The sequence below is a fragment of the Mucilaginibacter agri genome (assembly GCF_009928685.1).
GTDB lineage: Bacteria > Bacteroidota > Bacteroidia > Sphingobacteriales > Sphingobacteriaceae > Mucilaginibacter > Mucilaginibacter agri.
On record NZ_WWEO01000041.1, the window covers coordinates 535,559 to 561,784 of the forward strand.

Consider the following 26,226-nt stretch of genomic DNA (forward strand, 5'->3'; position numbering starts at 1 on the left):
CTTATATCAAATTCCTAAGCACGGTTTTTGCTGTTAAATCAGCAAACAATCATCTTCTTATGGAATCACTTTCTACATTATCGCGGCGCGGCTTTATACGCGCCGGAGCAATTGGTATAGGCGCGCTAACCCTCAGCTCTACGCTCGAAGCCTTTGCCGGGCCATCTAAAAAGAAACTGGGTATTGCGTTGGTGGGTCTGGGCGGCTACGCCGGCGGGCAGCTTGCCCCAGCTTTGCAGAAAACGAACAACTGCTATCTGGCAGGCATTGTAACCGGCACCCCGCAAAAGGCTGTCGACTGGGCCAAGAAGTACAATATTCCTCAAAAGAATATTTACAATTATCAGAATTTCGACACCATTGCCCACAACCCCGACATTGACATTGTGTATGTGGTGCTGCCCGTGTTTCTGCACAAGGAGTACACCATCAGAGCGGCAAAGGCCGGTAAGCATGTAATTTGCGAAAAACCCATGGCCCTTAACGCTCATGATTGCCAGGACATGATTGCTGCTTGCAAGAAGGCTAAAAGAATGCTGTCTATCGGTTACCGCTTGCATTTTGAGCCGCATACCATGGAGGTAATGCGCCTCGGACAGAAACAAGTGTTCGGTAAAATTACCGGGATGGACAACGGCAACGGCTTCGTTTATAACGGCGACCCCAACGCCTGGCGGTTAAAGAAAGCAATGGCTGGTGGCGGCGGTTTAATGGACATGGGCATTTACGCTATACAAGGCGCGCGCTATACCACAGGCATGGAACCCGTTGCCGTAAAAGCAACCCAGGAAAAAAACCGCCCCGATTTTTTTAAAGAAGTTGACGAAACGGTGTTTTGGGAGTTAAAATTCCCAAACGGTTTACATACCAAAGGTAAATCGAGCTACAATAATAACTGGGGCTATCTTAAGGCGCAGGCCGAACGTGGCAGCTTTGAGCTTGACCCAGCCTATGGCTACGGACCGATATTGGGCAAAACATCAAAAGGACCGATCGATTTTCCGCAGATTGTGCAGCAGGCAGCGCAGATGGACGATTTTGCCAACTGTGTGGCTACCGGCAAACCAACCCGCGTGCCCGGCGAAGAAGGCCTGAAAGATATGCGCGTGGTTGATGCTATATATCGAAGCCTTGTCACAGGCAAATGGGAGAAGATAGGTTGATAAACAGTAAACAGTACCACAAATACCACAATTACAACCAGTAATTGTGGTATACTATACGGTAATTTTGCTTTCATCAAAATTGATTTTAAGATGGAACAGAAATTCCCACTGCCACCCTTCAATCTCGAAACGGCCAAACAAAAAGTGCAAATGGCTGAAGATGCCTGGAACAGTAAAGATCCTGCACGGGTTTCTTTAGCCTATACTGTAGATACCGAGTGGCGTAACCGCTCACAGTTTATTAACGGCCGAGAGGAAGTGGTGCAATTTTTAACCGGCAAATGGCAGCGCGAGCACAAATACAAGCTCAAAAAAGAACTATGGGCTTTTACCGATAACCGCATTGCCGTGCGTTTCGAATATGAGTTTCATAACGCCGAGGGGCAATGGTTCCGGGCTTATGGTAATGAGAATTGGGAGTTTGACAAGAACGGCCTGATGCAAAAGCGTTATGCAAGTATTAATGATGTGCCCATTAAAGAAGCCGATAGGAGATTATAGGTTGGTGACAACACCAACCTAAAGCTAAATTGTCATTCAGAGCGCCAGCGAAGAATCTTCTTCACACGATCAGGATGTATGCTACGCAGGACGCCCCCGATTCAAACGCAGAAGATTCTTCGCCGGCGCTCTGAATGACAAGGATGGTTGCATTTATAGTTTATTACTTTCCCTCAATATAATCCTTAATAGACGTGCCAATAATATAAGTCCATCCTTCGGCGAAGTTTTCTTTGGCGAAATCGGCAAGCGGCGGGAATGTTTCAATGCCCTCATGGGTTAACTTCAGGCGGGTTTTTCCGTCCTCCGGAAACAGCTCGAAGGTTACAAATGAGTTGCCTTCATAGCCTTCATAACGCCAGCTGTGGGTTAATTTCTTATTGGGCACAACCTCGGTTACGGTACATAAATGTACATACTGTTTTTCCTCAGTTCCGCCAATAAAGCTAAACTCGCAACCCACTTCAGCTTCAAATTCGGGGATGTCGAAATACCAGTTCTTCATTTCGTTTTTGTCTGTAATGGCACGCCAAACGCGCTCAACTGGTGCATTCAAAGTGCGCTCAATTACAAATGGTTCATTCTTCATTTCTTCAATGGTTTTAATGGTTTATGTTTTGCCGATATGTCCTCCTCTAAAAAGTTTTCGAGGGCATCCAGCTTGTTTGTCCAAAACTTATGGTATTGCGCTACCCATTGCTGTACTTCATTCAGCTTTTGCAGGCGGGCTTCGCAAATACGCTCACGACCTTGCTGTTTAATGGCTATCAGCCCGCATTCGGTTAAAATTTTAATGTGTTTGGATATAGCAGGCCTGCTGATATCAAAATTATCGGCCACCGCATTCAGGTTTTGTGGCTGACGCGCTATCATGTTAATAATTTCCCTGCGGGTTGGGTCGGCAATGGCCTGAAATACATCTCTTCTCATTTCAAATACTTATCTGTAACCAAACGGTTTCAAATATATAAGTAACCATTTGGTTACGCAAATGTTTGTTTGGTGTTTTGAAATGATGCCGATTATCGCATTACATAAATGTTGCCTATTATTGTATCCGTATTTGATAATGCCATGAGTATAAAAGTAGTAGCGTTGGATGCTGATGACACCCTCTGGGTAAACGAGTCGTATTTTCGTAAAACGGAGGAGGCCTTTTGCCAGCTGCTGGAGGGTTATGCCTCTATGCACAACCTCGAGCGCGAGTTGGTGCGCACCGAACTGGACAACCTGCCACTCTATGGGTATGGCGTGAAGGGCTTTATGTTATCGATGATAGAATCGGCCACCCGTATTTCTGCGGGTACTGTTAGTGCTGAAACCATTGATAAGATCATAGAACTCGGCAAAAAACTACTGAACGAACCGATAGAGTTATTGGATGGTGTTGAAGAGGTTTTGCGAAGCCTGCAGGGCAAATATCGCCTGGTGGTAGCCACCAAGGGCGATCTGCTGGATCAGGAACGCAAGCTAAAAAAATCGGGTCTCAGCCATTATTTTCACCATATCGAAATCATGTCTGAAAAGGACGACGCAAACTATCTCAAACTCATCCGCCATCTGGATATCAAGCCCGAGGAGTTGCTGATGGTAGGAAATTCACTGAAGTCAGACGTTGTGCCCGTGCTTAATATAGGCGGGCACGCTGTACACGTACCCTACCATATTACCTGGGTACACGAACAAATAAATCATACCATCGAGCACGAAAACTTTAGGGTGGTAGAACGCATAGATCAGATACTGGCGTTTTTGTAATAAAATTGATAATGTTTGGGTGCATCTATACTCGGGGGCTATTGTTATAATTGTAGCCTATGAGAAAGATGTTCGTTGTGATATGGGCAGTGTTGCTAACGCTTGGCGCTATCGCTCAATCTAAAAAACCTAACGTTATTGTTATTCTGATGGACGATATGGGTTACGGTGATACCGAACCCTATGGTATGACAGGCATCCCCACTCCCAATTTTAACCGGCTGACTAAAGAAGGCACACGCTTTACGCATTATAACGCAGCCGAACCCATATGCACCGCTTCGCGCGCAGCGTTTTTAACGGGTTGCTATTCTAACCGTATCGGCATGACGGGCGCTATGCTGCCCGGCGATAAGCGCGCACTAAATCCTGATGAAGAAACCATCGCCTCGTTGTTGAAGCAAGACGGTTATCAAACTGCCATGTTTGGTAAATGGCACCTCGGTAACAAAGCACCTTTTTGGCCCACGCATTATGGCTTTGATACTTTTTATGGAATTCCGTATTCGCATGATATCTGGAACCGTGACCATGAGGGTAACCTCATTACCGATAAGAATGATATTCGTTACAGTTGGCCTCCGCTACCTTTGATAGAGGGCGACCGCGTAGTAGATTCTATCACATCGAAACAAAAACTATCAGAATTGTGCAGTACGCTTACAGAGCGCTCGGTAAAATTCATCAAGCAAAATAAGAGTAAGCCTTTCTTTTTATACCTGGCGCATACTATGCCGCATGTGCCTTTAGCACCGTCGGTGAGGTTTCAGGGAAAAAGTGAATTGGGCCCTTTTGGCGACGAGATTATGGAGCTGGATTGGTCGATTGGGCAAATATTAAAAACCCTAAGAGAGGAAAAGCTGGCTGATAATACTATTCTGATAGTAACCAGTGATAACGGCCCATGGTTAAATTATGGAGATAATGCCGGCTCATCTGGGGGCTTTCGCGAAGGTAAATCAACCACCTGGGAAGGCGGAACACGTGTGCCGTTTTGGTTAATATGGCCAAGCAAAGTAGCAGCCGGCGGGATTAACAGTATGCTGATGACCAATATGGATCTGCTGCCTACTATTGTTGCGGCAACCGGCGCCAGATTACCTAAAAAACAGATAGACGGTGTTAACTTTTTGCCTGTTTGGCTTGGTAAAATCCAAACAGACCCGCGCGAAGTATTCTTTTACTATTTCGGCAAGAACAACCTCGAAGGGGTGCGTTATAAAAATTGGAAACTGGTATTGCCTCATCTATCTGGTACGTATACCGGGTTGCATGGCAAAAATGGCAATGGTGGGCCAATTGGTAAAGTAAATGTACCAATGGCGCTGTATGATTTGGCGCACGACCCCGGAGAAGCTTATGATGTGCAGCAATTGTATCCCGAAATGGTGCGGAAGTTAACAGGATTTGCAGAGCTGGCCCGCAAGGATATGGGCGACGACTTAACGGGCAATCCGGGTAAAAATCGACGAACAACTGCTATTGCTGATTAATGTCTTGTTTATCAGTCTATTGCGTGCAGCGTTTCGTAAAGAGTATGGTTTTTTGTAGTATGTTTAAAAATAAATGTCGATTTTAGCATAACGATAAACCTGTCATATTATTAAAAAAAGTACCCTTTACGGGGTAAAGAGGAGGTTGTCGCGATGATTTTATTTTACTCTATGCTATTTAATCTACCTAAACTTACCTCACAAACCACATCAGAAACAAATTTAATACATGGATGGTATGCGGGCACGTACACGCTGAATCCCAATTCGGGAAGTTCGCCAATGCCCGACGCAGGTAAAACCGGAGAGTTGTTTATTTACTTTTACGAAAACGCCAATAAGCAAACCTGCAGCATCCTGTATCAAAAAAGTATATTGCCTTTTCAACATAATTTGCTGGAAAAACATGGCCCGTATGATACCGACACTACTACCATAACACCGGTTGGCTGGGGGCAGGTAGGCGGCAACTATCATTGTGAGTTTTTTTTACCGGCCTCTACTATCGTGCCTGGTAAGCTTATCACGTCGGAAGCCGGACTATACAGTGATATTTATTATCTCAAAGACAATAGCACGCTATATTACTATCACACTTCTTTAAGTGCAGTATATATTGGCAATGATGCGCCTGCTTCTTTATCGCCTGTTGAACTTAAGCGTATACTTGAGTATGTCAAAAGCAGCCGCACGATGGTGAAGTTGTATTAACAGGCAACAGTAGGAGTTTATCCCGTAACCGGGGGTTCATCGGCGTGCTCGGTTGGGTTAAGCTCGGCAAGGCTGTTTAGTACTTGTATGTATTGCACCACTATTTCTGTTTTATAGCGCTTTACCTGCTGTTCGTCTGTAAACTGGCGGGTTTGTATTTTACCTTGTACGTAAATTAGCTGTCCCTTCTTAAATGCGCTTTCGCTATCGGCAAAACCTGTCGACACTCTAATCTGATGCCATTCGATGTGCTCTATCGTGCTGCCATTTTTTTTAATAAATTCTGTGGTAACCATGGGGAAGCATAGCATTTTGGGTTCGTTGCCCAACGAGTGCCACCTGGGTTCTTTACCAATGTATCCTACTAGAAATACTTTGTTAATTCCGGAGTTACTTAACATTCCTGGTGCTATTAAACTTTTAAAAAATGGGGTAGGTGTAGATGTTTCTATAAGTAGTTATGTTGCTTTAAGAATACGCATGGTTTTTAACGGGCCACTCTTGTATAGCTTTATTGCAAACATGTACAGGGTTACCAGTATGATTCCGGAGCGAGAACTGATAGCCGTGAAAATTGATTATTAGATATTTGGAAAACATAGGGGCTAGATGCATCTTCACTACAAATAAATATTATTAATAGTAAATGTAACTTTGTTTTAAAATATCATACCCGTAATAATACTTGCAAAAGCCCTGCGGAAACTACTTGATTTTATTGGTGGTTTAATATATTTCCTGTAGGATAAAACATTTTTACTTATCCTACTTATATAATACTATGAGCAGGCCTAACTTATTACGCCATTTAGCAGGGCAAACCTTACCAATGCAGCGGTATTACGTGTGCCTGTTTTATCGATCATGCTTTGTCGATGGCCTTCGATGGTACGCTTGCTGGTAAACAGCTTATCGGCTATTTCCTGGTTGGTAAAGCCTTCTGCAATTAAGGTTAAGATCTCTGTTTCGCGTTTAGAGAAATCAATATCAGAAGGGTTGTCCAGTATCATAATATCACGACCGTTAGAAAGGCGGTCCAATAGTTTTACAGCCAATTCGCTAAACAGGTATTTGCCGCCTGTGTGTACGTGTTTTATGGCGAATATCAACTCATCGGGGCCGGTGTTTTTTAATAGATAGCCCATCGCTCCGGCCTTAAATGCCTTAGCTACATAGCGCTCGTGGTCGAGCATGGTCAATACAATAACTTTGGCCTTATGTGTGGTTTTTTTTAATTCGGCAATTAACTCCAGGCCACTTAGCCCCGGCATGTTAATGTCGGCCAAAATAATATCGGCCTCAGTACCGGCGTCCAGCATTTGTAAAATATCGATGCCATTAGCAGCTTCGCCTGTGATATTGAACCCTGGGTCTTTTTCCAGAAGAGACCTGACACCATTCCTCACAATTTTATGGTCTTCTACCAAAAGAATATTAATCATAGCACAAAAAAATAAACGCGGACTCGCAATAGCACCTAATGCTTTTGTGATTGATAATAAAATCTCCGTGACGGTAAATATTGGCTGATATATTATTATCAAGCAATATAAATTAATAAATAATACGCCGCAGGCATTTTATTTATTTTTTAGGAAAAATTTACTCAAAAAAAGAGAATTGAGCTTTAAAAAAGAAAACTAAAGAGCCGCGGGGGGCGGCTACTAAGTATTTTTAATAATAATGCTTTCTATCACATTAACTACATGCTCGCACTTATCGGTAGCTCTTTCCAGCGCGGCAAATACCTCGGAGTATTTCATAACCTCCAGTGCATCGGTTTCGTTATCTAATAAATAAGCAAGCGCTTTGTTATACACCTGGTCTGCGTAATGCTCCAGTTGTTTAATGTTGGTGCAATAACCGGTAATGATATCTCCCTGGCTTAGGTCATTCATTGCCTCTACACATTTAACCAGCAAGGTGCAGCTGTCTACAATAATGCCCGCCAACTCTTTAATGGGGGCAATTACCTGTATGTTGTAGAAGTTGATACGGCGGGCTGCAATATCAATAAAGTCAGAAACGCTGTTAATTGATGAAGCCAAAGCATACATATCGTCACGGCTAAACGGCGAGATAAAAGCTTTACCAGATACCACCAAAACCTGATGTTTGAGGCCGCTGGCTTTCTCTTTCAACCTGCTGATGTGGTTAAAGTTCATTTTCTGGTCTTGCAGATCATTTGAGCCGGTAGCCTGGTATAACAATGCAGCCATATCATAACTGGTGCTTGCGCCTTTGTTAAACAGACTATAAAATATCTGGTTGTTATTTGGCAACGCCTGTCCGAATATGGTGGTTTTCATCAACTGATTATTTATGTGCGAAAGATAGCAATTACAGTGTTAATACTAAATACTTATAAACGACCCGCCAATAGTTTTAGCATGGCCGATTAATGGGCAAATAAACTTATTAAATTTCAGTATCGGGTTAATACAATATTAAGCAATTGTTAGGTATTAACCAGGTAAGTAAGTCGTTTTAAGATGACCAATTGTAATGTGGGTTACATTTTTTAACTAAAGGCGAAGTTTTCATCAAACCGTTGACTGTTAGGCGTGTTCTATGACTAGATATTATTATATACAATTAAAAATCACATCTAATGAAAACTTTGAAAACATTAATGATCCCTCTTTTATTGAGCGTGTTCATTGTACTTACATCTGCCACGGATGCGGGCAAAGAGAACGAGCGCCTTCAAAAATCAACCGTTGTTTTGAAGGACTTTGCTAAAATGAAAGAAAGTATCCCCTCTGATCTGATCAAAATGTCGGAAGGGATTGTTATCATCCCAAGTATGATCAATGCCAGTTTGGCCGTTGGGGGTAAACACGGCAAAGGTGTTGCAATGGTAAAATTAGCAGATGGCAAATGGAGCAATCCGGTATTTGTTTCTTTTACAGGTGGTAGTTTCGGCTTGCAGATTGGGGTGCAATCTGTAGACCTGGTTTTGGTATTCAGGCACAAAAGTGTATTAACCAAAATGAATAGCGGCGACTTCCAGATCGGAGGCGACATATCTGCAGCGGCAGGACCGGTTGGGCGCAGTTCAACAGCAAGCACCGACGTTAAGCTTAACGCCGAAGTGTATTCGTACTCGCGCAGCAAAGGATTATTTGCAGGCTTAAGCGTTGCAGGTTCTAACCTGGCCGTAGACAAAAAGGCAAATGCCAATTTTTACGGCAAAGAAGTATCATCAAAAGATATCTTCGCTACACCGCAAAGCAAGTCGGCTAACGTTAATGATCTTAAGGTATCAGTATCTGCTATGTAATACAATACAAGTAGAACCTATTGCAAAAAAAGCATAGGATAAACTTGGCCCTGTTAGATGAATGGGGCCAGTGTATATTTCACAGGTAGCAATAACAAAAAAGCACCAGCCTTATTGGCTGGTGCTTTTTAATATTTAGTAACGGCCGCCTCTGCTGTTGCCGCCTTTTGAGCCATAGCCACCACCGCTGTTGCCACCACGGTTGCCGCCGCCGAAGCCGCCACCACCACGGTTGCCACCGCCAAAGCCGCCACCGCCTCTGCGATCACCGCCGCCACCAGCTTTACGCTCTTCGGCCTGGCTAACTGCAATGCTTCTGCCGCTTACTTCGATTCCGTTTAAACCATCGATAGCTTTTTGCGCGCTTTCGTCATCAGACATCTCAACAAAGCCAAAACCTTTGCTTCTGCCGGTTTCTCTGTCAATAATTAATTTTGCTGAGCTCACTTCGCCGTAAGCTTCAAATAGTTCTCTTAAATCTTCTTCCTTCAATTGGTAAGGCAGACTTCCTACAAAAATGTTCATTAATTCTAATTTAATACATGTGTGGCTTTTTATGGCCTGTTTTCTCTAACGCGAAAAAAGTAACAATGTTTCCTTAATCCCTTGCAATATATAGATAAACTTCTTAAAAAAGCAAAATATAACTATTTAAACATTTTTTGATGATTGCTTATTGCAGCATGTATTTATACTATTGGTTACAATAAGCCATCGGCTTTAATTAAAAGGCATATTTGGCCTGTTTTTCAAAGTGGTATAAAATAAAAGGGCCCTGTATAAGAGCTCTTTATAATATCCGTATAAATACTTAGTATTTATTGCCCAAGATCATATTTAAGCGTAAGGCTTGGCAATAGGGTAGCCAGATCTAACGGTATCTGGTTGTTGGTTAGCACAGGGCTACGCTTGCTATAGTAGGCCATAAAGGTTTTGTTTGCCTCAGCTACGCCGGTAGTTGGCTGGTTAAAAGCAATAGACACCGGCAGGATAAAGTCGTGCAGTTTTTCGCCGTCGGGAACAATCCATTTATGGTCCGATTTTTTTAAGATATCGGCCACGGGCTGCACTAAGGTAAAATCATCAGCATAATAAACAATCACTTTTTTGATGGCGCCTTTTTGATCGGCGCTAAATTTTAAGATAACCAGGCCCGCAGCATTTTGCTGTTTAATATCTGACGAAGCAATAAAATTATCGGTGAAAAATTTGGTCATTACCGGCTGCCCACCCTGAAATGGGAATGCCAGCTCTTTTTGTGCCATTGCCATGCCTGCAATTAATAAGGCTGCAAACAGCGTAAATACTTTCTTCATTTAATCTAATTAATCAACTTTTGGTTCACGTTTACTGCCATCATACAATTCGTACTCCAGCAACCGGCAATCCAGTTTACCATTATAAAACTCTATACGGCGTTTAGCTGCTAACCCTATTTTCTTAGCCAGATCGGGGTTACCTGTAAAAATGTACCCTTTGTAGCCACGGCATTTTTGCTTTAAGTAATCGCCAATGCGTTTGTAGGTGATCTCTAACTTGGTGTGCACGCCAAGCCTCTCGCCATACTCGGGGTTAAACATTACAACGCCTGTAGTTTCTGGTACTTCAGTGTCGGCAAAATCACAAACAGCAAACTCTATTAAATGTTCTACACCCGCAGTGTTCGCGTTTTTACGCGCCACTTCAACGGCATCGTCAGATATATCTGTAGCGATAATTTTAAAATCGAGCTGCTTTATGGCTTTATCTTTTAAAATACGGCGTTGGGCGAAAAATACCTGCTCGTCGTAACCCATCAGGTGCATAAAACCGTAGTTCATGCGGAAGAAGCCAGGAGTTTTTTCGGTAGCCAACAAAGCGGCTTCGATAGCCAACGTGCCTGAGCCACACATCGGGTTTATAAATGTGCTTTTTTTATCCCATCCGGTAGCCATAATAGTACTTGCGGCAAGGGCCTCTAACATAGGTGCTTTACCCGGTATTTTACGGTAACTGTGTTTGGCAATGGTTTCGCCCGAGGTATCTATAAAGATATCGGCGGCGGTATCTTGCCAGTAAAGGTGTACAACGGCTTTGTTTTGGTCGGCGCCCGAATTTGGCCTGATACCTTTAGCAGATTTAATACGATCTACAATGGCATCTTTAACCTTTACGTTGGCAAAAAGCGGGGTGCGGATATGCTCATTATTAACGTTTGAAGTAACCGAGAAATAGCCCGAAAAATCAATGAGCTTTTCCCACTCAATGGTAACCAGGTTTTCATAAAGTTCTTGCGGATCTGCGGCGGTAAAGCTTTTTAGCAGGTAAAGTACCTGGCTGGCGCACCTTAAATTAAGGTTTAGCGTAATGCAGTCGTTTACAGTGCCTAATAACTCAACCCCGGTTGAAAAGCTGCGTTTAATGTCGAAGCCCAGCGCTTCTACCTCCTGCTGCAAGTAAGGCGACAGCCTTTTGTTGCAGGTAATTATGATTTTACTCTCCGTTTGAAAAACTTCCATGTGGGGGGCAAATTTATGAATTAAAAATGTATGAATTTATCTGTTAAACATTAACTTTACAGTTTAAAATTTGATACATGGATATTAAAGGAAAAGTACACGAAGTATCTGCAACTATGCAGGTTACCGACAGCTTAAAAAAAAGAGAGCTGATTTTAGAATATATTGAGAACCCGCAATACCCTGAGTATATCAAATTTGAGGCTATTCAGGACCGTTGCAACCTGTTAGACAGTGTTAAAGTTGGCGACAATGTAGAGGTTGCTTTTAACTTAAAAGGCCGCCCTTGGACTGACAAAACAGGTAAAAAAACCTACTTCAACTCTTTACAATTATGGAGAATTACTCCGGTTGGTGGCGCTACAGGTGCTACCACAGAGTATGCCGCACCAGTTGACCTGAGCGCTGCGCCGGACGATGATGATCTGCCGTTCTAAGCAGCAGCATTACAACGAAAACATAATAAAGCCCGTTAGGAAAATCTCTTAACGGGCTTTGTGTTTTTAGCCTTTTTCCACCCCATTAAATTGCCTATTCGATACAAACAGCCTAGTTAAACAGCAAGTATGTTGCATTTTTTAATCTGCAACCCCTTAGCCTATAAATTATGATGACTGGGTCCCCCTTGTGGTTTTACTTTGTATCTCTCGTCGGCGTAACTGCCGCTATTTAAACAAGTTCGACCCGAAGGCATGGATTTTACCAAATTCCAGAACGACCCTTAAATTACGTTAACGCCACTCGTTTAACAATGCACCCCTGTGGCTTTTTATCCCCTAACCAACTATCTCTGCCACTATCTGCCTCCAACTTACAGTTGCTAAAAAAAACGGCGTTTGATTAATGCCATCTATAGTCGTTAAATTTTATTCACCTACAAATAACAATCATGAAACGGAAGAAAACCCTGGTACTTGTGCTGATTAGTATTTTTGCTTTTACCTGCATAAGTTCTTTTGCACAGCAAAAAGCACGACCTAAAAAACCTAACATTATTATGCTAATCTCCGACGACACCGGTTGGGGAGACCTCGGTGTATATGGTGGTGGCGTTGGCCGTGGTATGCCAACCCCTAACCTGGATAAAATGGCTAAAGAAGGCATGCAGTTCTGGGACTTTTACGGCCAGCCAAGCTGTACCCCGGGAAGGGCAGCCATGTTAACTGGCCGCATCCCTAACCGCAGCGGTATGACTACCGTAGCCTTCCAAGGGCAGGGAGGTGGTTTACCTGCCGCAGAGTGGACATTGGCTTCGGTATTAAAACAAGCTAATTACAAAACATTCTTCTCGGGCAAATGGCACTTAGGCGAAGCTGACTATGCTATGCCGATTGCACATGGGTTCGACATTATGAAAAACGTGGTACTTTATCACCTCAATGCATATACATATGCCTTTAAATCATGGAATCCAGATATGAATCCCGATATGCTTACTTTCTATCAAAAAGCAACAACAGGCATATTGGAAGGGGAAGCCGGCGGTAAATCACGTGAAATAAGTAAAGTAACCGAAGATAACATTGCCGAGTTAGACATGATGATGACGGAAAATGTGATAAAACAGTTGGACGATTATGCCAAAGGAAAAGACCCTTTCTTTATGTGCGTAAACTTTGCTAAAAATCACCAGCCGAACTTACCATCTAAACAGTTCAAAGGCAAATCTCCGGCAGCCAGTAAATATGGTGATTGTGTAATGGAGATGGATTATAACGTCGGACGCGTAATGGATGAGATCAAGAAATTGGGGCTTTCTGACAATACCTTCGTATTCTATACTGTTGATAACGGCGCCTGGCAGGATGTACACCCGGATGCCGGCTATACCCCATTCCGGGGATCTAAAGGTACAGACAGAGAGGGTGGTAGTCGCGTACCGGCAATTGCCTGGTGGCCGGGTCAGATACAAGCAGGTTCCGACGACCACAATATTGTTGGCGGGCTCGATTTAATGGCCACATTTGCCAGCCTCGCTGGCATCCCTCTGCCAACTAAAGACCGCGCCGGACAGCCAACTATTTTCGATAGCTATGACATGTCAAACATTTTGTTCAAACAGGGGCCGCCGCTGCGCGACAGGTGGTTTTATTTTACAGAGTCAGAACTTTCGCCTGGTGCTGCAAGGATAGGAAGATGGAAAGCTGTATTTAATACCCGGGGAGATAATGGCGCAATGGCCGGTAGTGATATGCCTGGGCAACAATTGGGTTGGCGCGGGGATGAGCGTTACGTGGCTACTGCGCCTGCCATTTACGATATATGGCAAGACCCACAAGAACGATATGACCTGTTTATGAATAGTTTTACAGAGAAAACCTGGACTATGGCAATATTTAACAAGGCCATACAAGAACTCATGCAAACTTATATTAAGTACCCGCCACGCCCACTGCAGAGCGAAACCTATACCGGGCCAATGGAAATAAACAAATTCAGGACTATTCAAGAGGCCAAAAAGCTATTGCAGGAAAAAGGTATCAAGCTAGATAACGTGCCGACTACTCCGGATAAACAATAGTATTTATATATAAAAAGGTGTGCGGAGCAACTAACTCCATGCACCTTTTATTTAACATCAATGGTTTAATTGATCGTTACTATTTTTTACCTAAATAGATTATCATGTCAAAGATATACTATATGGCAATAAGCGCGTTTATTTGCCTCACTATGGCCTGTAATTCCAGCACGAAAAAAGCAGAAACCGATCAGAGCACTGGTAAACAGGATACCAGCTCCAACCCGCTTCCTTCCTGGAATAGTGGCCCGGTTAAAACAAGCATTATCGACTACGTTAAAGCCGCAACCGATACGGGCAGCGAAACCTTTATCCCTATAGCCGACCGCGTCGCCACCTTTGATAACGATGGTACTTTGTGGTCAGAGCAACCGCTTTATTTCCAGTTTTTTTATGCTGTGGATCAAATCAAGGCCATGGCCCCAAAACATCCGGAATGGAAAACCACACAGCCCTACAAAGCCCTGTTGGAAAACAATATGCCCGAGTTGATGAAACAAGGCGAAAAAGCATTACTGCAAATTGTTGCCACAACGCATTCGGGAATGACCACCGATGAATTTGATACCAGCGTACGGCAATGGATAGATACCGCCAAACACCCTGTTAAAAAGAAATTGTACAAAGACCTTGTTTATCAGCCCATGTTGGAGCTGGTCAAGTATCTGCAGGCGAACAATTTTAAAGTGTTTATTGTATCAGGCGGCGGTATAGATTTTATGCGTGCCTGGGCCGAAGATGTTTACGGTATTCCGAAAGACCAGATCATTGGCAGCAGTATCAAATCTAAATTTGACTATAATAATGGTAACCCGGTAATAGTCAAATTACCTGAGCTCGAATTTAATGATGATAAAGACGGCAAACCTGTTGGTATTCAAAGATTCATAGGGCGCAAGCCTGTATTTGCTGCCGGTAATTCGGACGGAGACTTGCAAATGCTACAATGGACAGCCTCAAACAAGCTGAAAAACTTTGAACTGTATGTACATCATACAGACTCGGTACGGGAATGGGCCTACGACCGCAAATCGCACATAGGTACATTAGATAAGGGGCTCGATGAAGCAATCGCAAAAAAATGGGCTATTGCAGATATGAAAAATGACTGGAAAGTGATTTACCCGTCTGACAAATGAACTCTATAAATTATCAATCACAAATTCAATAACCCGACATAGGCAAACTCGCAAAAAATATACTTCCAGCGTTTAAGTAATTGATGAGTTTTTTACAAACATAAAGCCCGCTAAGAAATTTTCTTAACGGGCTTTGCATTTATAGGGTAACTAAAACTTAGTCTTGTTTAAAAATAACTTTACTAGCTGTTTTACCGCCCTGTTTCACAACCAGGTTGTAATGGCCGTTTAGTGGCATAGCAATGCTTTTGTTAAAACTACCGCCTGCAACTTTATCTTTAAATACAACAGCACCATTACCATCAGTAAGTTCTGCAGTGGCAGGTGCTTTGGTTGGCAAGCTAAAGGTTAGCTGGGTTTTGCCTGTGGTAAAATCGGCTATCAGTTTAAGGTCGGTTAAGGGTAGTGGGCTTACCTCAGGGCCATCGCCATCATCCATCCTGTTTTCTTTGTCGGCAACGCGGTACGATACATTGGTTTCTACGCCGCTGGCATCAACGTTAGAGTAAGAGAAACTTTGTGAACCACGGCGTTTCATTTCCATGCCGCGCATACGCATACGTGGAGGCGGGCCTGGTACATAGGCCATTCCCATGCCTCCGCCCGGGCCATCTGGTCCGCGGAAATCCATAGCCTGCCCATCATCAAATTTAAATTTCATGGTATACTTAGTAGTATCCTTCATGATCCTTTTCAAATGCAACTGCTTTTTGCTGTTGTCTTCTACAATGTAGCCGTCGGGCGTTTTTACGATGTTATCGGCGTAGCCTAAACCATCATTGTCATCGCCTTTGCGGTCTATATGGATTTCCATGCGACGGTCGCCACGTCTCACGCCTTTAATGGTGTTAATGTCTTTCATGGCCTGGTCGCGCTCCACAGGCGAAAGCGATTTAATGTTCCTGCCGTTAACAATGGTATCGCCGTTGTTTATATTTACTTCTATATTTCTGTTGCTTTGCGCCATTACCGCGGCAGGCAATATAAATATGGCTGCAATGCCAACCGAGAAAATAAATTCGAAGCCGGGTTTGGTGCTTAGGTTCCTGATATTCATGGTTATTTAAAGTTTGTAGCACAAAGCTAATAAACTCCTTAATGCCAATGTGTTAAAAGTTGGCTTCCAAATGTTAAAAATTGTTAAAGGCTAACAACGTCAGCTTATTTGAAATATTTTTGTTAGGTAATGAAAAAGAGAAGTATAGGCCTTATTACCGGTTTGATGGGTTTTGCGCTGTTGGGTGTAATGGCTATGCAAATGTATTTTTTGCGGCAATCATATGTTATGCAATCTGCCTTGTTTGATCGTACGGTTAACGAAGTGCTTAATAACGTAGTTACCAAAGTAAGCAAGATAGATGCGCTGAACTTTATTAACGAAAAAATAAGGGCGAATAATGAGCAGGATGTACGCCAGAAAAACTACAGCCTCATTGTAAAAAGCATCCACAAAAGTACGCTCGACCATGTGATGGCCGATACCGATAGCACCCGCATTAAACGTAAACAAAGCATTCATCAACATAAAATAGCCCTGCTTCGCGATAGCCTAAAACGCATTATTCTGCGCAATAAGCTCGATGAAGAAATGTTTAACCTGGCGCAAGAAGGTTCTGTTAACTATAAAATAAGTTTCTACGAGTATGTAGATGAATACGGGGTGGTACATCAGCGTTTAACGCCGGAGATTGTGAATGCACCGGCAAAGCAGGCTCCAAAAAAGCGCTTGTCGCTGGCTAAATACGATACGGTTAAATATAGTTACAACGACCCGCAGTTCGGTCCGCAAACTATTATTATACCGCAAATAAATCCGCTCTGGGAGCGCGAGCAGATCCGTAAGCAAAAAGATCACCAGATCCGGATGGTGAAAAGGGAGTTAGCGACAGACTCGCTGGAGAGCCTGCGGAAAGAACCGCCACCTCAAAACCCAATTCAAAACCTGGCCGAAGAATACCAGCGCATGGGCCAGCCGCTTACGAAACGTATCGACTCCATTTGGATAGATTCGGTGCTTCGGCGCGAATTTCAGAATAAGGGGATCCTTTTGCCTTTTAGTTACGAGGTTACCACGGCTAATAACGACTCGCTGATATTTTCGCGGGCGCTGAATACTGATCAGAAAGCCCAGTTTTTGCCGGCTAACAGCTATGAAACTGCCATATTTGGCAAAGAGGTTATTAACGACCCCGGCAAGATCAGGATTACGTTTCCGCAACGAAACTCATTTCTGCTAAGCCGCATGACTTATACCATGGCCACTAGCGGCACGCTGATGCTGGTGCTTATTCTTTGCTTCGGCTATACTATATATACTATAGTGAAGCAAAAGAAGATCTCCGAAATGAAAACGGATTTCATTAACAACATGACCCACGAGTTTAAAACTCCGGTATCAACCATAATGATAGCCAGCGAAGCTCTTCGCGATGTGGAAATTGCGCAGGATAGTAACAGGGTGTCGAAACTTGCGGGTATTATTTATGAAGAAAATGCCCGGTTGGGCAGCCACATCGAAAGGGTGTTGAACATCGCCAGGATTGAGAAAAACGACTTCAAGCTGGATATTACCACGGTTGATGTTAATGAAACGGTAGCCAACGTGCTGGATAGCATGGAGTTAAAGTTGCAAAAATACAATGCCGAAACTATCCTCCACCTCGATGCTGAAGATGCCGTAATCGCGGCGGACGAGCTGCATTTCTCTAACGTGTTGTATAACCTGGTAGATAATGCTTTAAAATATAGCAAGGACGCACCTAAAATTACCATCACTACGTTAAATACCAATGGCGAGTTGGTTGTAAAGGTGGCCGACGAAGGTATAGGCATGAGCCGCGACCAGCAGGTTAAAATATTTGAGCAGTTTTACCGAGTACCAACCGGTAATTTGCACGATGTTAAAGGCTTTGGTTTGGGCTTAAGCTATGTTAATACCATCGTGAAGCGCCTTAATGGCTCTGTTAGTGTTCGGTCTGAAAAAGATAGGGGATCGGAGTTTGAGTTGAAATTTTCACTGGCCTGATAAAATAATATGAAGAAACTACTACTGGTTGAAGATGACCCGAACCTGGGTTTGCTGTTACAGGATTACCTGCAGCTGAAAGGTAAATTCGAGGTTGTTTTATGCAAGGACGGTGACGAAGGGTTAAAAGCTTTTACCAAAGAGGATTTTGACCTGCTGATACTGGATGTGATGATGCCCAAAAAAGATGGCTTTACGCTAGGTAAAGAAGTGCGCAAGATTAACCAGGACATACCCATTATTTTTGCCACCGCAAAGGCCATGATAGAAGACAAAACCCAGGCCTTCAGCCTTGGCGGCGACGACTACATTACCAAGCCCTTTCGTATAGAAGAATTATTATTGCGTATTAACGCCTTACTTAAGCGCGTTAATGGAAGTGCCGAACCTAAGGAAGAGATTAAGCAATCACAATTCGACATCGGTAAATATCATTTTGATTATACCCAGCAAATGATCACTTCCGACGGGCATCAGCAAAAGTTATCAACCAAAGAGGCCGAACTGCTACGCCTGCTTTGCCTCCACAAAAACGAGGTACTTACCCGCGAAGAAGCCCTATTGAACATCTGGCACGATGATAATTATTTCAACGGCCGCAGCATGGACGTGTTCCTCAGCAAGATCCGCAAGTTTTTAAAGGAAGATCCTTCGGTTGAAATCATCAACGTGCATGGCAGGGGATATAAGTTGCTTGTGAATTAAGGTTTTGATTTCGAAAGTCGATTCTTCGATTCCGTCTCTCGTCCTGTTATTCTCAATGGCAGTGAAGCACCGATCGTAGAAGCTTATTAATATCTATAAAAATAAATGACCCATTAATAATCTTCTTCTATAAACATCTTGAATCAGAATTAAGCCTTGAGCTATGGCTTGTTGTAGTTATTTGAGGTTTAGTTAATGGGTTCAATTACAGGCTAGTATTAAATAATAGGTGATATATTGTAACACTATTGTTAATCCCTGCAGCTCAATATTTGCCTAACAATTTGATATGTTTGTTAAAACTAAACTATTGAACATGAAGAGAAATTTACTCTTAACAACCTTATTATCTGCCTCGGTTTTTACTGCCACCTTTGCGCAGGAAACTGTTGACCAGGCGATGGTGCAGAAAATCCGCGAAGAGGGATTGAACCATTCGCAGGTAATGAAAACCGCATTTTATTTAACCGATGTTTCCGGACCAAGATTGTCTGGCTCGCCGGGTTTAAAACACGCACAAGACTGGGCTGTTAGTCAGCTTAAAACGTGGGGATTGGCTAATGCCGGTTTGGAATCATGGGGTAAATTTGGAAAAGGCTGGGAAGTTGAGAAAAACTATGCGGCCATCACTGTGCCTTATTATCATGCTATCATAGCTGTACCTAAGGCCTGGACGCCAAGTACCGCGGGCCCAATTAAAGGCGATGTTGTTTTAATTAAAGCCGATACCATTACAGACCTTGACCAATATAAAGGAAAACTTAAAGGCAAAATTGTAATTACAGATACCAAAACCGCACTAGTGCGCAGCACCAAGCCAGACCTTAGCCGTTATACCGACGAAGAACTGGAGAAAATGGCAGCCGCGCAACCAGCAGCTGCGGGTGACCGCAGAGGCGGCCCGCAAAATAGCCCTGCATTTGCAGCTATGCGTAAACTGCGTGCATTGCGTACGGCTATGAGCGAATTTTTTGTTCAGGAAGAAGTTGGTTTAGTATTAAGCCAGGCTCGTGGTACAGATGGTACTGTGTTTACTACCAACGGCGCTTCGTACGCCGAAGATGCTAAGCCGGTAGCACCAGAGCTGGAGACCAGCGGCGAGGACTATTTGCGTATTGTCCGTTTGTTAAACGGGGGCATCAATGTACAAATGGAAGCTGATGTACAAACCAAATTCTTCACTAACGATTTAAATGGTTACGATGTTATTGCCGAAATACCAGGCACCGACAAAAAGCTGAAAGATCAGTTGGTGATCATCGGCGGTCACTTTGATTCATGGCATGGCGGTACTGGCGCTACAGATAACGCTGCTGGAAGTGCCGTAATGATGGAGGCTATGCGTATTTTAAAAGCGGTTAACTTTAAACCGAAACGTACTATCCGTATAGCGCTTTGGAGTTCGGAAGAACAAGGCTTGTATGGCTCAAGAGGCTACGTTGCCAACCACTTCGGCGATCCAAAAACAATGGCATTGAAACCAGAACAAGCTAAAGTGTCTGCTTACTATAACTTAGATAACGGTACAGGTAAAATCCGTGGTGTATACTTGCAGGGCAATCAGGCTGTTGCTCCTATCTTTAAATCATGGTTAGAGCCGTTTAAGGATCTTGGTGCAAGCACGCTAACCATCAGCAACACCGGTGGTACAGATCACCTGTCGTTTGATGCAGTAGGAATCCCGGGTTTCCAATTTATTCAGGAACCAATGGACTATAACACACGTACTCACCACAGCAATCAGGATACTTACGACCGTTTGAGCGAAGACGATCTGAAACAAGCCGCAACCATCGTAGCGTCTTTCGTTTACAATACTTCGCAGCGCCCGGATATGATGCCGCGCAAAGAGTTGCCAAAGCCACCTCCGGCACCTGCCAACTAATTTTGCCAAGCAAATAAAACACGAAACCCGGCTTTTTTGCCGGGTTTCGTGTTTTATAATCAAAGATATTTCACTCGCGCGAAATTCTATTTATTTACCATTAAGCCCTTTACCTCGAAGGTGAGTTTTTCTTTCGGGTTAGTTTTTACTTCGTGTTGTTTTTTACCCTGCGCGGTATCGCCGGCCATGTGCTGCATATCGTCGGCAATAAATTGTTTTTCGGCAACACCGTCTATGATCACCTCGCGGCCTTTCAAATCAGTTGGAAGTGTAATGTCATAGTTTTTGAAGTGCGCAGCTATGATCTTGCCATTGCCTGCATCCATATCAAACCAGCCGCCTTTGCTCTTGGTAACCTGTAACACTTTGCCATAGATAACGGCGCTTGTACGCGTGCGTTTGCCCATAAAACTTTCGAGCTTACTCGCAGGCATTCGCCCAATATTGGAGGGTGATGCGCCAAACACCATTCCATGCGGCAAAGGCGTTGGCTTTTGCGCAAATACTGCTGTCGAAATTCCTATGAGCAAAACAACGGAAATAAGTTTTATTAACCCTTTCATATTCAGTTTAACAGCATTTAGCCGGTTTCGTTTAAATAATACTGCCTTTTGCACAAAAAGAAAGATGGCAAGGGGTAATAAAAATGTTAAAATATAGTTAAAGTGGCAGGCTGCAAGATTGTATAACCGATACAATGGTGTAGCTTTGCACAATAACCGGCTTTGTTTAATTTATACCGCCGCAATAATTTCAGGTAATTTAGTTTATAGCTCAGTGAAGAAAAATCTACTCGTAAAAATTACATTAACAACCGCTTTACTTTTTGTTGTATTACTGCAGTTTAGTTGCAGTAAAGATTCAAACTCAAATACAACTGCACCTACGGTTTTAACCAACAGCATACTTGCCGAAGTAACTACCACCACTGCTACCAGCGGCGGAACAATCAGCGACGGCGGCAGTTCGGTAATTACAACGGTGGGTGTTTGCTATAGCACTACTTCACAAACCCCAACAATTTCAGATACGCATACTACAGATACCCTTAGCTCTGCAAGTTTTGTGAGTAAGCTAACCGGCTTAACGGCGGGTACTACTTATTACGTACGTTCATACGCAACTAATGGTGCAGGAACTGGTTATGGCGGTGTGGTTAAATTTACCACCAGCACGCCAAGCACCGTTACAAGTGCTACTGTAAGTACTTTTGTAGGTAGTGCAACTGGCGGCCTGGTAAATGGCACCGGTACCGCTGCGCAACTATATAACCCACTTGGCATTGCCACAGATGCACAAGGCAACATATACGTGGCCGACCAGTTTAACCACGTGATCCGCAAAATAACTACCGCAGGTGTGGTAAGTACTTTCTGCGGAAGCGGTGTTAACGGCCATGCCGATGGTCCTGCTGCTACTGCTGCATTCTCGAGCCCTAACGCATTAACAGTTGATAAATCGGGTAACGTATTTGTAACAGACCAGGTAAGCAATCTGGTTATTAAGATTACGCCCGATGGTACTGCTACTACAGTTGCCGGTATTGGAGCACCGGGTTACGCCAACTCTTCTTCGCCCCTTAAAGCTGCATTTAACAACCCTAAAGGTATTGCGGTTGATGCAACAGGTAATATTTACATTGCAGATAGCGGTAACAACCGTATCCGTAAAATTGGTACCGATGGCGTAGTAAGTACGCTTGCAGGTAGCGGATATACCACACTTGTTGATGGCACTACCGGTACTGCTGCCAATTTCAATAATCCCAACGGCCTTGCTTTCGACTCTAAGGGCGATTTATATGTGTGCGATAATAACAACCACGCTATCCGTAAAATAGTACTTTCTACTACCGCTGTTACAACGTTTATAGGTAACTCGCTACAAACCAAATTGGTGGGTAACCCGGGAGCAATTGTTTTCGATAATAATGATAATCTCTTTATTACCGACGTTGTTGGCCGTGTATTAAGATTTAGCTCAACCACCAATATATTACAAGACCTTGCTGGTACAAGTGGTGTTTATGGCTTTGCCGATGGTGTTGGTACTGCGGCACAGTTTAATTCGCCATCAGGCGTAGCTGTTGTGTCAGGAACTATTTACGTATCTGATGCTAACAACAACCGTATCCGTAAAGTGGTTACTGAGAACTAAGGTTCGTATTAAAAGTTATAATAAAAGAGCCTTTCTGTTGATGCAGAAAGGCTCTTTTATTATGGTCTAATTTGTTGTCATTCAGAGCACCAGCGAAGAATCTTCTACGCTTAGCATAGCCGCTCGGTATATTCAGGAAGATCCTTCGCTGGCGCTCCGGATGACAAACTATTATTTTATCTCTCAGTCGAAAAGGGGGCGTTTTACCCAAACAATAAACTAAACACTTCCTCAATACTTGCTACCGGGATAATCTCTATAGTGTAGCGGGATAGGTCGATGCGTTGATGCTTGTCTTGTTTGGCGTTGGGTAGGTTATATTTTGAAATAAATATCTTTTCGAAACCCAATTTCTGGGCCTCTGCAATACGTTGCTCCACGCGGTTAACCGCGCGGATTTCTCCCGATAAACCAAGCTCTCCTGCAAAGCACGTTTTAAACGGTATCGGCATATCCTCGTGCGAGGATATGATGGCAGCTGCCAAACCCAGGTCGATGGCAGGGTCTTCTACCCGGATACCTCCTGTAATATTCAGAAATACATCTTTGGCTCCTAATCTAAAGCCACAGCGTTTTTCTAACACAGCTAATAACATATTCATTCGACGGGTATCGAAGCCCGTAGCCGAGCGCTGAGGCGTGCCATAGGGCGAGGTGCTCACCAATGCCTGTGTTTCTATCAGCATTGGGCGCATACCCTCTAGGGTTGCCGAAATTGTGATACCACTCAAGGGCTCATCGCGTTGCGAAAGCAGGATCTCCGACGGGTTGGATACTTCCCGCAAGCCTACTCCCAGCATTTCGTAAATACCCAACTCAGATGCCGAGCCGAAACGGTTCTTAACAGCCCGCAAAATGCGGTATACATGGTGACGGTCGCCTTCAAACTGCAGCACGGTATCAACCATGTGTTCTAATATTTTAGGGCCGGCAATCATGCCATCTTTGGTAATATGGCCTATCAATATCACTGGTGTGCCGCTCTCTTTGGCAAAACGCAATAACTCGGCAGTACATTCGCGCACTTGCGATACACTCCCCGGCGTAGATTCGATATGGGAGGAGTATAGGGTTTGTATAGAGTCTATCACCACCAGTTCGGGTTCCAGTTGCTCTATCTGTTTAAATATGTTTTGGGTAGAGGTTTCGGTAAGGATGAAACAGCCACTGGCCCCCCCGCCCCCTAAAGGGGGAGTAGAAGTTTCGTTTTGCAGATTAACACCCCCTTTAGGGGGCAGGGGGCTTAATCGCTCCGCCCTCATCTTAATCTGTTTCTCGCTTTCCTCGCCCGATACATAAAGCACCTTTAGCTTAGGCATGTTGAGTGCAAGCTGTAGCATCAGGGTAGATTTACCGATACCCGGTTCTCCGCCTATTAATATTAATGAGCCTGCTACAATGCCGCCACCCAATACACGGTTAAACTCGGCATCGGGGGTTACATAGCGCTGTTCTTCATGTACGGTGATATCGTGCACGGCAATGGCTTTATTGGCGCGTTGTTGAGTGGTAGAGCCTGTGTTTTTCCAATCGGGGATGGATGCGTTGGGCTTCTCTATAATTTCTTCTACAAAAGTATTCCACTGCTGGCACGATGGGCATTTGCCCAGCCATTTAGCCGACTCGTAGCCACAGCTTTGGCAGAAATAGGATGTTTTAACTTTAGCCATGTTTTAAATGTGCAGATGTGCAAGCGTGCAGATGTGCAAGCGTGCAAATATGCAGATGATTTTGGCTTAAAGGTAATAATAATGCTAATTATATTAGTAGTATTATATTGAAAAAGTACCGCCCCATAATTCGCGACATTAGCCGTTAACTCCTATGTCTTCTTAGGGCCGGCTTCTTAATTTCTTCTCTCAGTTCCTGATCACTTTTCTTTCTGTATACAGGCTTGGGAGAATATTCTGAAAGGTTCAAACTGTAAATAAAAAGGGCTAATATCATAATAAAGATCGAGGCAATCCACCCCATAGTGCTATCCTCCATTTCTCCTTCTCTACTTCTCGACACTAAGAAAAGTACCGGAAGCGATAGTAGTAAAAGCAATGCGGTAACCGTTCGCAAACCATTAACTAATATTTTTCGGTGCATATTTTAGGTGTGACGCTGTTTAATACTATTTTTTGCCTAAGCAATCGGCGGGCGAGGTTTTACAACCTCCAATTATTACCGATAAAAGAGCTGCAAGTATAATCAACTGCTTAATTAACTATTTTTTATTTCGTAAATCAATTCTACCATACCATTCTTGTAGGGTGTTACATTTTTGAGGTGCAGGGGCTGGTCGTGTTCTATTTGCTTAAACAACCTTAATCCCTCACCTAAAATTACAGGTATAATGGATACCCTGATCTCATCGGCCAGTTTTAAATTAATGAAATCTTTCGCCAGTTCGGCCCCGCCCACCAGCCACACATTTTTGTAATGAGGTTTTAAACGGTTGTTCACCAGTTGGTTTAAATCGCCTGAATAAATTTCGACGGACTGCCGTTCAACAGGCAGATCGCGATGGGTTAATACAATGGTCGGCTTATCGCCGTAAGCCCAGCCATAATTTTTCGAAAGCTCCAGAGCAAGCTCATAAGTAGCGGCGCCCATTACGTAACAATCTATAGCTTTAAGAAATTCTACTCTCTCGCTGTCGGTTATGTTAACGCCGTTCTCGTAGCGGTCGGGAGTATCGAACCAGGCAATACTATTATCTGGTTTAGCGATAATACCGTCGAGGCTCATAACCATGTGTATTGTTATTTTAAACTCGTCCGCTATCATTAAGGAATAGTTAAGGTTTACGGATAAATAGGATTTCGGCAATCCAATTTACAAAAAAAAACAGTGCTGGGATATAAGAGGCATTTTTATGCGCTGTTTGCGTGTAAAGCAGCACATATTGTGGAATAATAATTGCCTTGATTAACCTTAACAACCAATTTAAAAACTTATGAACGTTAAGAAAATGTGGGCTAACCTGGCCGTAGAAGACGTGGAACGCACAAATAAATTTTATACCACGCTTGGCTTTAAGCCTAATGGTCCGCACAGCTCGAAAGAACTTGTTAGTTTCTTTTTCGGCGACGATAATTTTATCATGCACTTTTTTTTGAAAGACAGCCTGCAACCAGCCATGAAGGGCGACTTAGCCGATCTGAAAAAGGGGAATGAAATTATATTTACCCTCGCGGCTCAAAGTAAGGCTGAGGCAGATGCATGGGCGGACGAAATTAAAGTGGCGGGCGGCACCCTGGTTTCACAACCCGAAGAATTTGGCCCGGGTTACTACGGTTTTGTTTTTTCCGACCCGGATGGACATAAGTTTAATGTATTTTTTATGGAGGGTATGAAATGATAGATCCTCAAATTAAAATGATAATTTAGAGAGCA

General features: G+C 43.5%; 27 protein-coding genes. 15 read left to right on the forward strand and 12 right to left on the reverse strand.

What is annotated here, in order from left to right; genetic code table 11:
• The first annotated feature begins 59 nt into the window (after nt 1–59).
• Both GSY63_RS09715 and GSY63_RS09720 read left to right on the forward strand, forming a co-directional pair.
• Complete coding sequence (locus tag GSY63_RS09715; protein WP_166585587.1) at nt 60–1,163, forward strand: Gfo/Idh/MocA family protein; 1,104 nt, start codon at nt 60–62, stop codon at nt 1,161–1,163.
• A 93-nt stretch (nt 1,164–1,256) separates the two neighbouring features.
• Nucleotides 1,257–1,667, forward strand: a complete 411-nt coding sequence (locus tag GSY63_RS09720) for a nuclear transport factor 2 family protein (RefSeq protein ID WP_166585588.1) — start codon at nt 1,257–1,259, stop codon at nt 1,665–1,667.
• Between the two features lie 163 nt (nt 1,668–1,830).
• Here the strand turns inward: GSY63_RS09720 and GSY63_RS09725 are convergent, their stop codons facing one another.
• Both GSY63_RS09725 and GSY63_RS09730 read right to left on the reverse strand, forming a co-directional pair.
• A complete protein-coding gene (locus tag GSY63_RS09725; RefSeq protein WP_166585589.1) occupies nt 1,831–2,256 on the reverse strand; it encodes an SRPBCC family protein in 426 nt (141 codons plus the stop codon).
• Nucleotides 2,253–2,597, reverse strand: a complete 345-nt coding sequence (locus tag GSY63_RS09730; RefSeq protein WP_166585590.1) for an ArsR/SmtB family transcription factor — start codon at nt 2,595–2,597, stop codon at nt 2,253–2,255. Before GSY63_RS09730 ends, GSY63_RS09725 begins: the two co-directional genes overlap by 4 nt.
• A 108-nt stretch (nt 2,598–2,705) precedes the next feature.
• On the opposite strand from GSY63_RS09730, the gene GSY63_RS09735 reads away from it, so the two are divergent.
• From GSY63_RS09735 to GSY63_RS09745, 3 genes are all read left to right on the forward strand, one after another.
• A complete protein-coding gene (locus GSY63_RS09735) occupies nt 2,706–3,425 on the forward strand; it encodes an HAD family hydrolase (RefSeq protein ID WP_243749196.1) in 720 nt (239 codons plus the stop codon).
• A gap of 59 nt (nt 3,426–3,484) precedes the next feature.
• Nucleotides 3,485–4,918: a sulfatase family protein gene (locus GSY63_RS09740; RefSeq protein ID WP_166585591.1), complete on the forward strand. Its 1,434-nt coding sequence runs from the start codon at nt 3,485–3,487 to the stop codon at nt 4,916–4,918.
• Between the two features lie 171 nt (nt 4,919–5,089).
• A complete protein-coding gene (locus GSY63_RS09745; RefSeq protein WP_166585592.1) occupies nt 5,090–5,629 on the forward strand; it encodes a hypothetical protein in 540 nt (179 codons plus the stop codon).
• A gap of 17 nt (nt 5,630–5,646) precedes the next feature.
• Here the strand turns inward: GSY63_RS09745 and GSY63_RS09750 are convergent, their stop codons facing one another.
• The gene (locus GSY63_RS09750) at nt 5,647–6,030 is read right to left on the reverse strand and encodes a single-stranded DNA-binding protein (protein ID WP_166585593.1); all 384 of its coding nucleotides are present in this window, start codon (nt 6,028–6,030) and stop codon (nt 5,647–5,649) included.
• On the opposite strand from GSY63_RS09750, the gene GSY63_RS24685 reads away from it, so the two are divergent.
• Complete coding sequence (locus GSY63_RS24685) at nt 5,924–6,214, forward strand: hypothetical protein (protein ID WP_208094513.1); 291 nt, start codon at nt 5,924–5,926, stop codon at nt 6,212–6,214. The two genes, GSY63_RS09750 and GSY63_RS24685, sit on opposite strands and share 107 nt — an antisense overlap.
• Before the next feature lie 206 nt (nt 6,215–6,420).
• Here the strand turns inward: GSY63_RS24685 and GSY63_RS09755 are convergent, their stop codons facing one another.
• Nucleotides 6,421–7,071, reverse strand: a complete 651-nt coding sequence (locus tag GSY63_RS09755; RefSeq protein ID WP_166585594.1) for a response regulator — start codon at nt 7,069–7,071, stop codon at nt 6,421–6,423.
• A 222-nt stretch (nt 7,072–7,293) separates the two neighbouring features.
• A complete protein-coding gene (locus tag GSY63_RS09760) occupies nt 7,294–7,938 on the reverse strand; it encodes a DUF47 domain-containing protein (protein ID WP_166585595.1) in 645 nt (214 codons plus the stop codon).
• Nucleotides 7,939–8,240: 302 nt separating this feature from the next.
• Here GSY63_RS09760 and GSY63_RS09765 point away from each other — a divergent pair, with 302 nt between their 5' ends.
• A complete protein-coding gene (locus GSY63_RS09765; protein WP_166585596.1) occupies nt 8,241–8,912 on the forward strand; it encodes a lipid-binding SYLF domain-containing protein in 672 nt (223 codons plus the stop codon).
• Between the two features lie 135 nt (nt 8,913–9,047).
• On the opposite strand, the gene GSY63_RS09770 is transcribed toward GSY63_RS09765, so the two are convergent.
• The 3 genes from GSY63_RS09770 to GSY63_RS09780 form a co-directional block, all read right to left on the reverse strand.
• Nucleotides 9,048–9,437, reverse strand: a complete 390-nt coding sequence (locus GSY63_RS09770; protein ID WP_166585597.1) for an RNA recognition motif domain-containing protein — start codon at nt 9,435–9,437, stop codon at nt 9,048–9,050.
• 293 nt (nt 9,438–9,730) lie between these two features.
• Nucleotides 9,731–10,228: a hypothetical protein gene (locus GSY63_RS09775; protein WP_166585598.1), complete on the reverse strand. Its 498-nt coding sequence runs from the start codon at nt 10,226–10,228 to the stop codon at nt 9,731–9,733.
• Between the two features lie 9 nt (nt 10,229–10,237).
• On the reverse strand, nt 10,238–11,410 hold the full coding sequence (locus tag GSY63_RS09780; RefSeq protein ID WP_166585599.1) for a THUMP domain-containing class I SAM-dependent RNA methyltransferase: 1,173 nt from the start codon (nt 11,408–11,410) through the stop codon (nt 10,238–10,240).
• A 77-nt stretch (nt 11,411–11,487) separates the two neighbouring features.
• Between GSY63_RS09780 and GSY63_RS09785 the strand changes: the two genes are divergently transcribed.
• The 3 genes from GSY63_RS09785 (at nt 11,488) to GSY63_RS09795 (ending at nt 15,070) form a co-directional block, all read left to right on the forward strand.
• Nucleotides 11,488–11,847 (forward strand): DUF3127 domain-containing protein, encoded by a 360-nt coding sequence (locus GSY63_RS09785; protein ID WP_166585600.1) that lies wholly within the window; start codon nt 11,488–11,490, stop codon nt 11,845–11,847.
• A 452-nt stretch (nt 11,848–12,299) separates the two neighbouring features.
• Nucleotides 12,300–13,931, forward strand: a complete 1,632-nt coding sequence (locus GSY63_RS09790) for an arylsulfatase (RefSeq protein WP_166585601.1) — start codon at nt 12,300–12,302, stop codon at nt 13,929–13,931.
• A 104-nt stretch (nt 13,932–14,035) separates the two neighbouring features.
• On the forward strand, nt 14,036–15,070 hold the full coding sequence (locus tag GSY63_RS09795; RefSeq protein ID WP_243749197.1) for an HAD family hydrolase: 1,035 nt from the start codon (nt 14,036–14,038) through the stop codon (nt 15,068–15,070).
• 157 nt (nt 15,071–15,227) lie between these two features.
• Here the strand turns inward: GSY63_RS09795 and GSY63_RS09800 are convergent, their stop codons facing one another.
• A complete protein-coding gene (locus tag GSY63_RS09800; RefSeq protein WP_166585602.1) occupies nt 15,228–16,127 on the reverse strand; it encodes a hypothetical protein in 900 nt (299 codons plus the stop codon).
• A gap of 129 nt (nt 16,128–16,256) precedes the next feature.
• Between GSY63_RS09800 and GSY63_RS09805 the strand changes: the two genes are divergently transcribed.
• From GSY63_RS09805 to GSY63_RS09815, 3 genes are all read left to right on the forward strand, one after another.
• Nucleotides 16,257–18,095, forward strand: a complete 1,839-nt coding sequence (locus GSY63_RS09805) for a sensor histidine kinase (protein WP_166585603.1) — start codon at nt 16,257–16,259, stop codon at nt 18,093–18,095.
• Nucleotides 18,096–18,104: 9 nt separating this feature from the next.
• Nucleotides 18,105–18,800 (forward strand): response regulator transcription factor, encoded by a 696-nt coding sequence (locus GSY63_RS09810; RefSeq protein ID WP_166585604.1) that lies wholly within the window; start codon nt 18,105–18,107, stop codon nt 18,798–18,800.
• A gap of 316 nt (nt 18,801–19,116) precedes the next feature.
• Nucleotides 19,117–20,685 (forward strand): M28 family metallopeptidase, encoded by a 1,569-nt coding sequence (locus GSY63_RS09815; protein ID WP_166585605.1) that lies wholly within the window; start codon nt 19,117–19,119, stop codon nt 20,683–20,685.
• An 86-nt stretch (nt 20,686–20,771) separates the two neighbouring features.
• On the opposite strand, the gene GSY63_RS09820 is transcribed toward GSY63_RS09815, so the two are convergent.
• Nucleotides 20,772–21,248 (reverse strand): DUF4920 domain-containing protein, encoded by a 477-nt coding sequence (locus GSY63_RS09820; protein ID WP_166585606.1) that lies wholly within the window; start codon nt 21,246–21,248, stop codon nt 20,772–20,774.
• A gap of 214 nt (nt 21,249–21,462) precedes the next feature.
• Here GSY63_RS09820 and GSY63_RS09825 point away from each other — a divergent pair, with 214 nt between their 5' ends.
• On the forward strand, nt 21,463–22,842 hold the full coding sequence (locus GSY63_RS09825; protein ID WP_166585607.1) for an NHL repeat-containing protein: 1,380 nt from the start codon (nt 21,463–21,465) through the stop codon (nt 22,840–22,842).
• A 203-nt stretch (nt 22,843–23,045) separates the two neighbouring features.
• On the opposite strand, the gene radA is transcribed toward GSY63_RS09825, so the two are convergent.
• Together radA and GSY63_RS09835 are read right to left on the reverse strand one after the other, a co-directional pair.
• Nucleotides 23,046–24,512, reverse strand: a complete 1,467-nt coding sequence (gene radA / locus GSY63_RS09830; protein ID WP_166585608.1) for a DNA repair protein RadA — start codon at nt 24,510–24,512, stop codon at nt 23,046–23,048.
• 538 nt (nt 24,513–25,050) lie between these two features.
• Nucleotides 25,051–25,617, reverse strand: coding sequence for a dihydrofolate reductase family protein (locus GSY63_RS09835; protein WP_166585609.1), 567 nt, complete (start codon nt 25,615–25,617; stop codon nt 25,051–25,053).
• 169 nt (nt 25,618–25,786) lie between these two features.
• On the opposite strand from GSY63_RS09835, the gene GSY63_RS09840 reads away from it, so the two are divergent.
• On the forward strand, nt 25,787–26,191 hold the full coding sequence (locus GSY63_RS09840; protein WP_166585610.1) for a VOC family protein: 405 nt from the start codon (nt 25,787–25,789) through the stop codon (nt 26,189–26,191).
• Nucleotides 26,192–26,226 lie beyond the last annotated feature (35 nt).

Bases quoted from the DNA above. Each gene is read 5' to 3' on its own strand.
- GSY63_RS09715 (WP_166585587.1), top strand. From the start codon at position 60: ATGGAATCACTTTCTACATTATCGCGGCGCGGCTTTATACGCGCCGGA.
- GSY63_RS09720 (WP_166585588.1), top strand. From the start codon at position 1,257: ATGGAACAGAAATTCCCACTGCCACCCTTCAATCTCGAAACGGCCAAA.
- GSY63_RS09725 (WP_166585589.1), bottom strand. From the start codon at position 2,256: ATGAAGAATGAACCATTTGTAATTGAGCGCACTTTGAATGCACCAGTT.
- GSY63_RS09730 (WP_166585590.1), bottom strand. From the start codon at position 2,597: ATGAGAAGAGATGTATTTCAGGCCATTGCCGACCCAACCCGCAGGGAA.
- GSY63_RS09735 (WP_243749196.1), top strand. From the start codon at position 2,706: ATGTTGCCTATTATTGTATCCGTATTTGATAATGCCATGAGTATAAAA.
- GSY63_RS09740 (WP_166585591.1), top strand. From the start codon at position 3,485: ATGAGAAAGATGTTCGTTGTGATATGGGCAGTGTTGCTAACGCTTGGC.
- GSY63_RS09745 (WP_166585592.1), top strand. From the start codon at position 5,090: ATGCTATTTAATCTACCTAAACTTACCTCACAAACCACATCAGAAACA.
- GSY63_RS24685 (WP_208094513.1), top strand. From the start codon at position 5,924: ATGGGGAAGCATAGCATTTTGGGTTCGTTGCCCAACGAGTGCCACCTG.
- GSY63_RS09750 (WP_166585593.1), bottom strand. From the start codon at position 6,030: ATGTTAAGTAACTCCGGAATTAACAAAGTATTTCTAGTAGGATACATT.
- GSY63_RS09755 (WP_166585594.1), bottom strand. From the start codon at position 7,071: ATGATTAATATTCTTTTGGTAGAAGACCATAAAATTGTGAGGAATGGT.
- GSY63_RS09760 (WP_166585595.1), bottom strand. From the start codon at position 7,938: ATGAAAACCACCATATTCGGACAGGCGTTGCCAAATAACAACCAGATA.
- GSY63_RS09765 (WP_166585596.1), top strand. From the start codon at position 8,241: ATGAAAACTTTGAAAACATTAATGATCCCTCTTTTATTGAGCGTGTTC.
- GSY63_RS09770 (WP_166585597.1), bottom strand. From the start codon at position 9,437: ATGAACATTTTTGTAGGAAGTCTGCCTTACCAATTGAAGGAAGAAGAT.
- GSY63_RS09775 (WP_166585598.1), bottom strand. From the start codon at position 10,228: ATGAAGAAAGTATTTACGCTGTTTGCAGCCTTATTAATTGCAGGCATG.
- GSY63_RS09780 (WP_166585599.1), bottom strand. From the start codon at position 11,410: ATGGAAGTTTTTCAAACGGAGAGTAAAATCATAATTACCTGCAACAAA.
- GSY63_RS09785 (WP_166585600.1), top strand. From the start codon at position 11,488: ATGGATATTAAAGGAAAAGTACACGAAGTATCTGCAACTATGCAGGTT.
- GSY63_RS09790 (WP_166585601.1), top strand. From the start codon at position 12,300: ATGAAACGGAAGAAAACCCTGGTACTTGTGCTGATTAGTATTTTTGCT.
- GSY63_RS09795 (WP_243749197.1), top strand. From the start codon at position 14,036: ATGTCAAAGATATACTATATGGCAATAAGCGCGTTTATTTGCCTCACT.
- GSY63_RS09800 (WP_166585602.1), bottom strand. From the start codon at position 16,127: ATGAATATCAGGAACCTAAGCACCAAACCCGGCTTCGAATTTATTTTC.
- GSY63_RS09805 (WP_166585603.1), top strand. From the start codon at position 16,257: ATGAAAAAGAGAAGTATAGGCCTTATTACCGGTTTGATGGGTTTTGCG.
- GSY63_RS09810 (WP_166585604.1), top strand. From the start codon at position 18,105: ATGAAGAAACTACTACTGGTTGAAGATGACCCGAACCTGGGTTTGCTG.
- GSY63_RS09815 (WP_166585605.1), top strand. From the start codon at position 19,117: ATGAAGAGAAATTTACTCTTAACAACCTTATTATCTGCCTCGGTTTTT.
- GSY63_RS09820 (WP_166585606.1), bottom strand. From the start codon at position 21,248: ATGAAAGGGTTAATAAAACTTATTTCCGTTGTTTTGCTCATAGGAATT.
- radA (WP_166585608.1), bottom strand. From the start codon at position 24,512: ATGGCTAAAGTTAAAACATCCTATTTCTGCCAAAGCTGTGGCTACGAG.
- GSY63_RS09835 (WP_166585609.1), bottom strand. From the start codon at position 25,617: ATGATAGCGGACGAGTTTAAAATAACAATACACATGGTTATGAGCCTC.
- GSY63_RS09840 (WP_166585610.1), top strand. From the start codon at position 25,787: ATGAACGTTAAGAAAATGTGGGCTAACCTGGCCGTAGAAGACGTGGAA.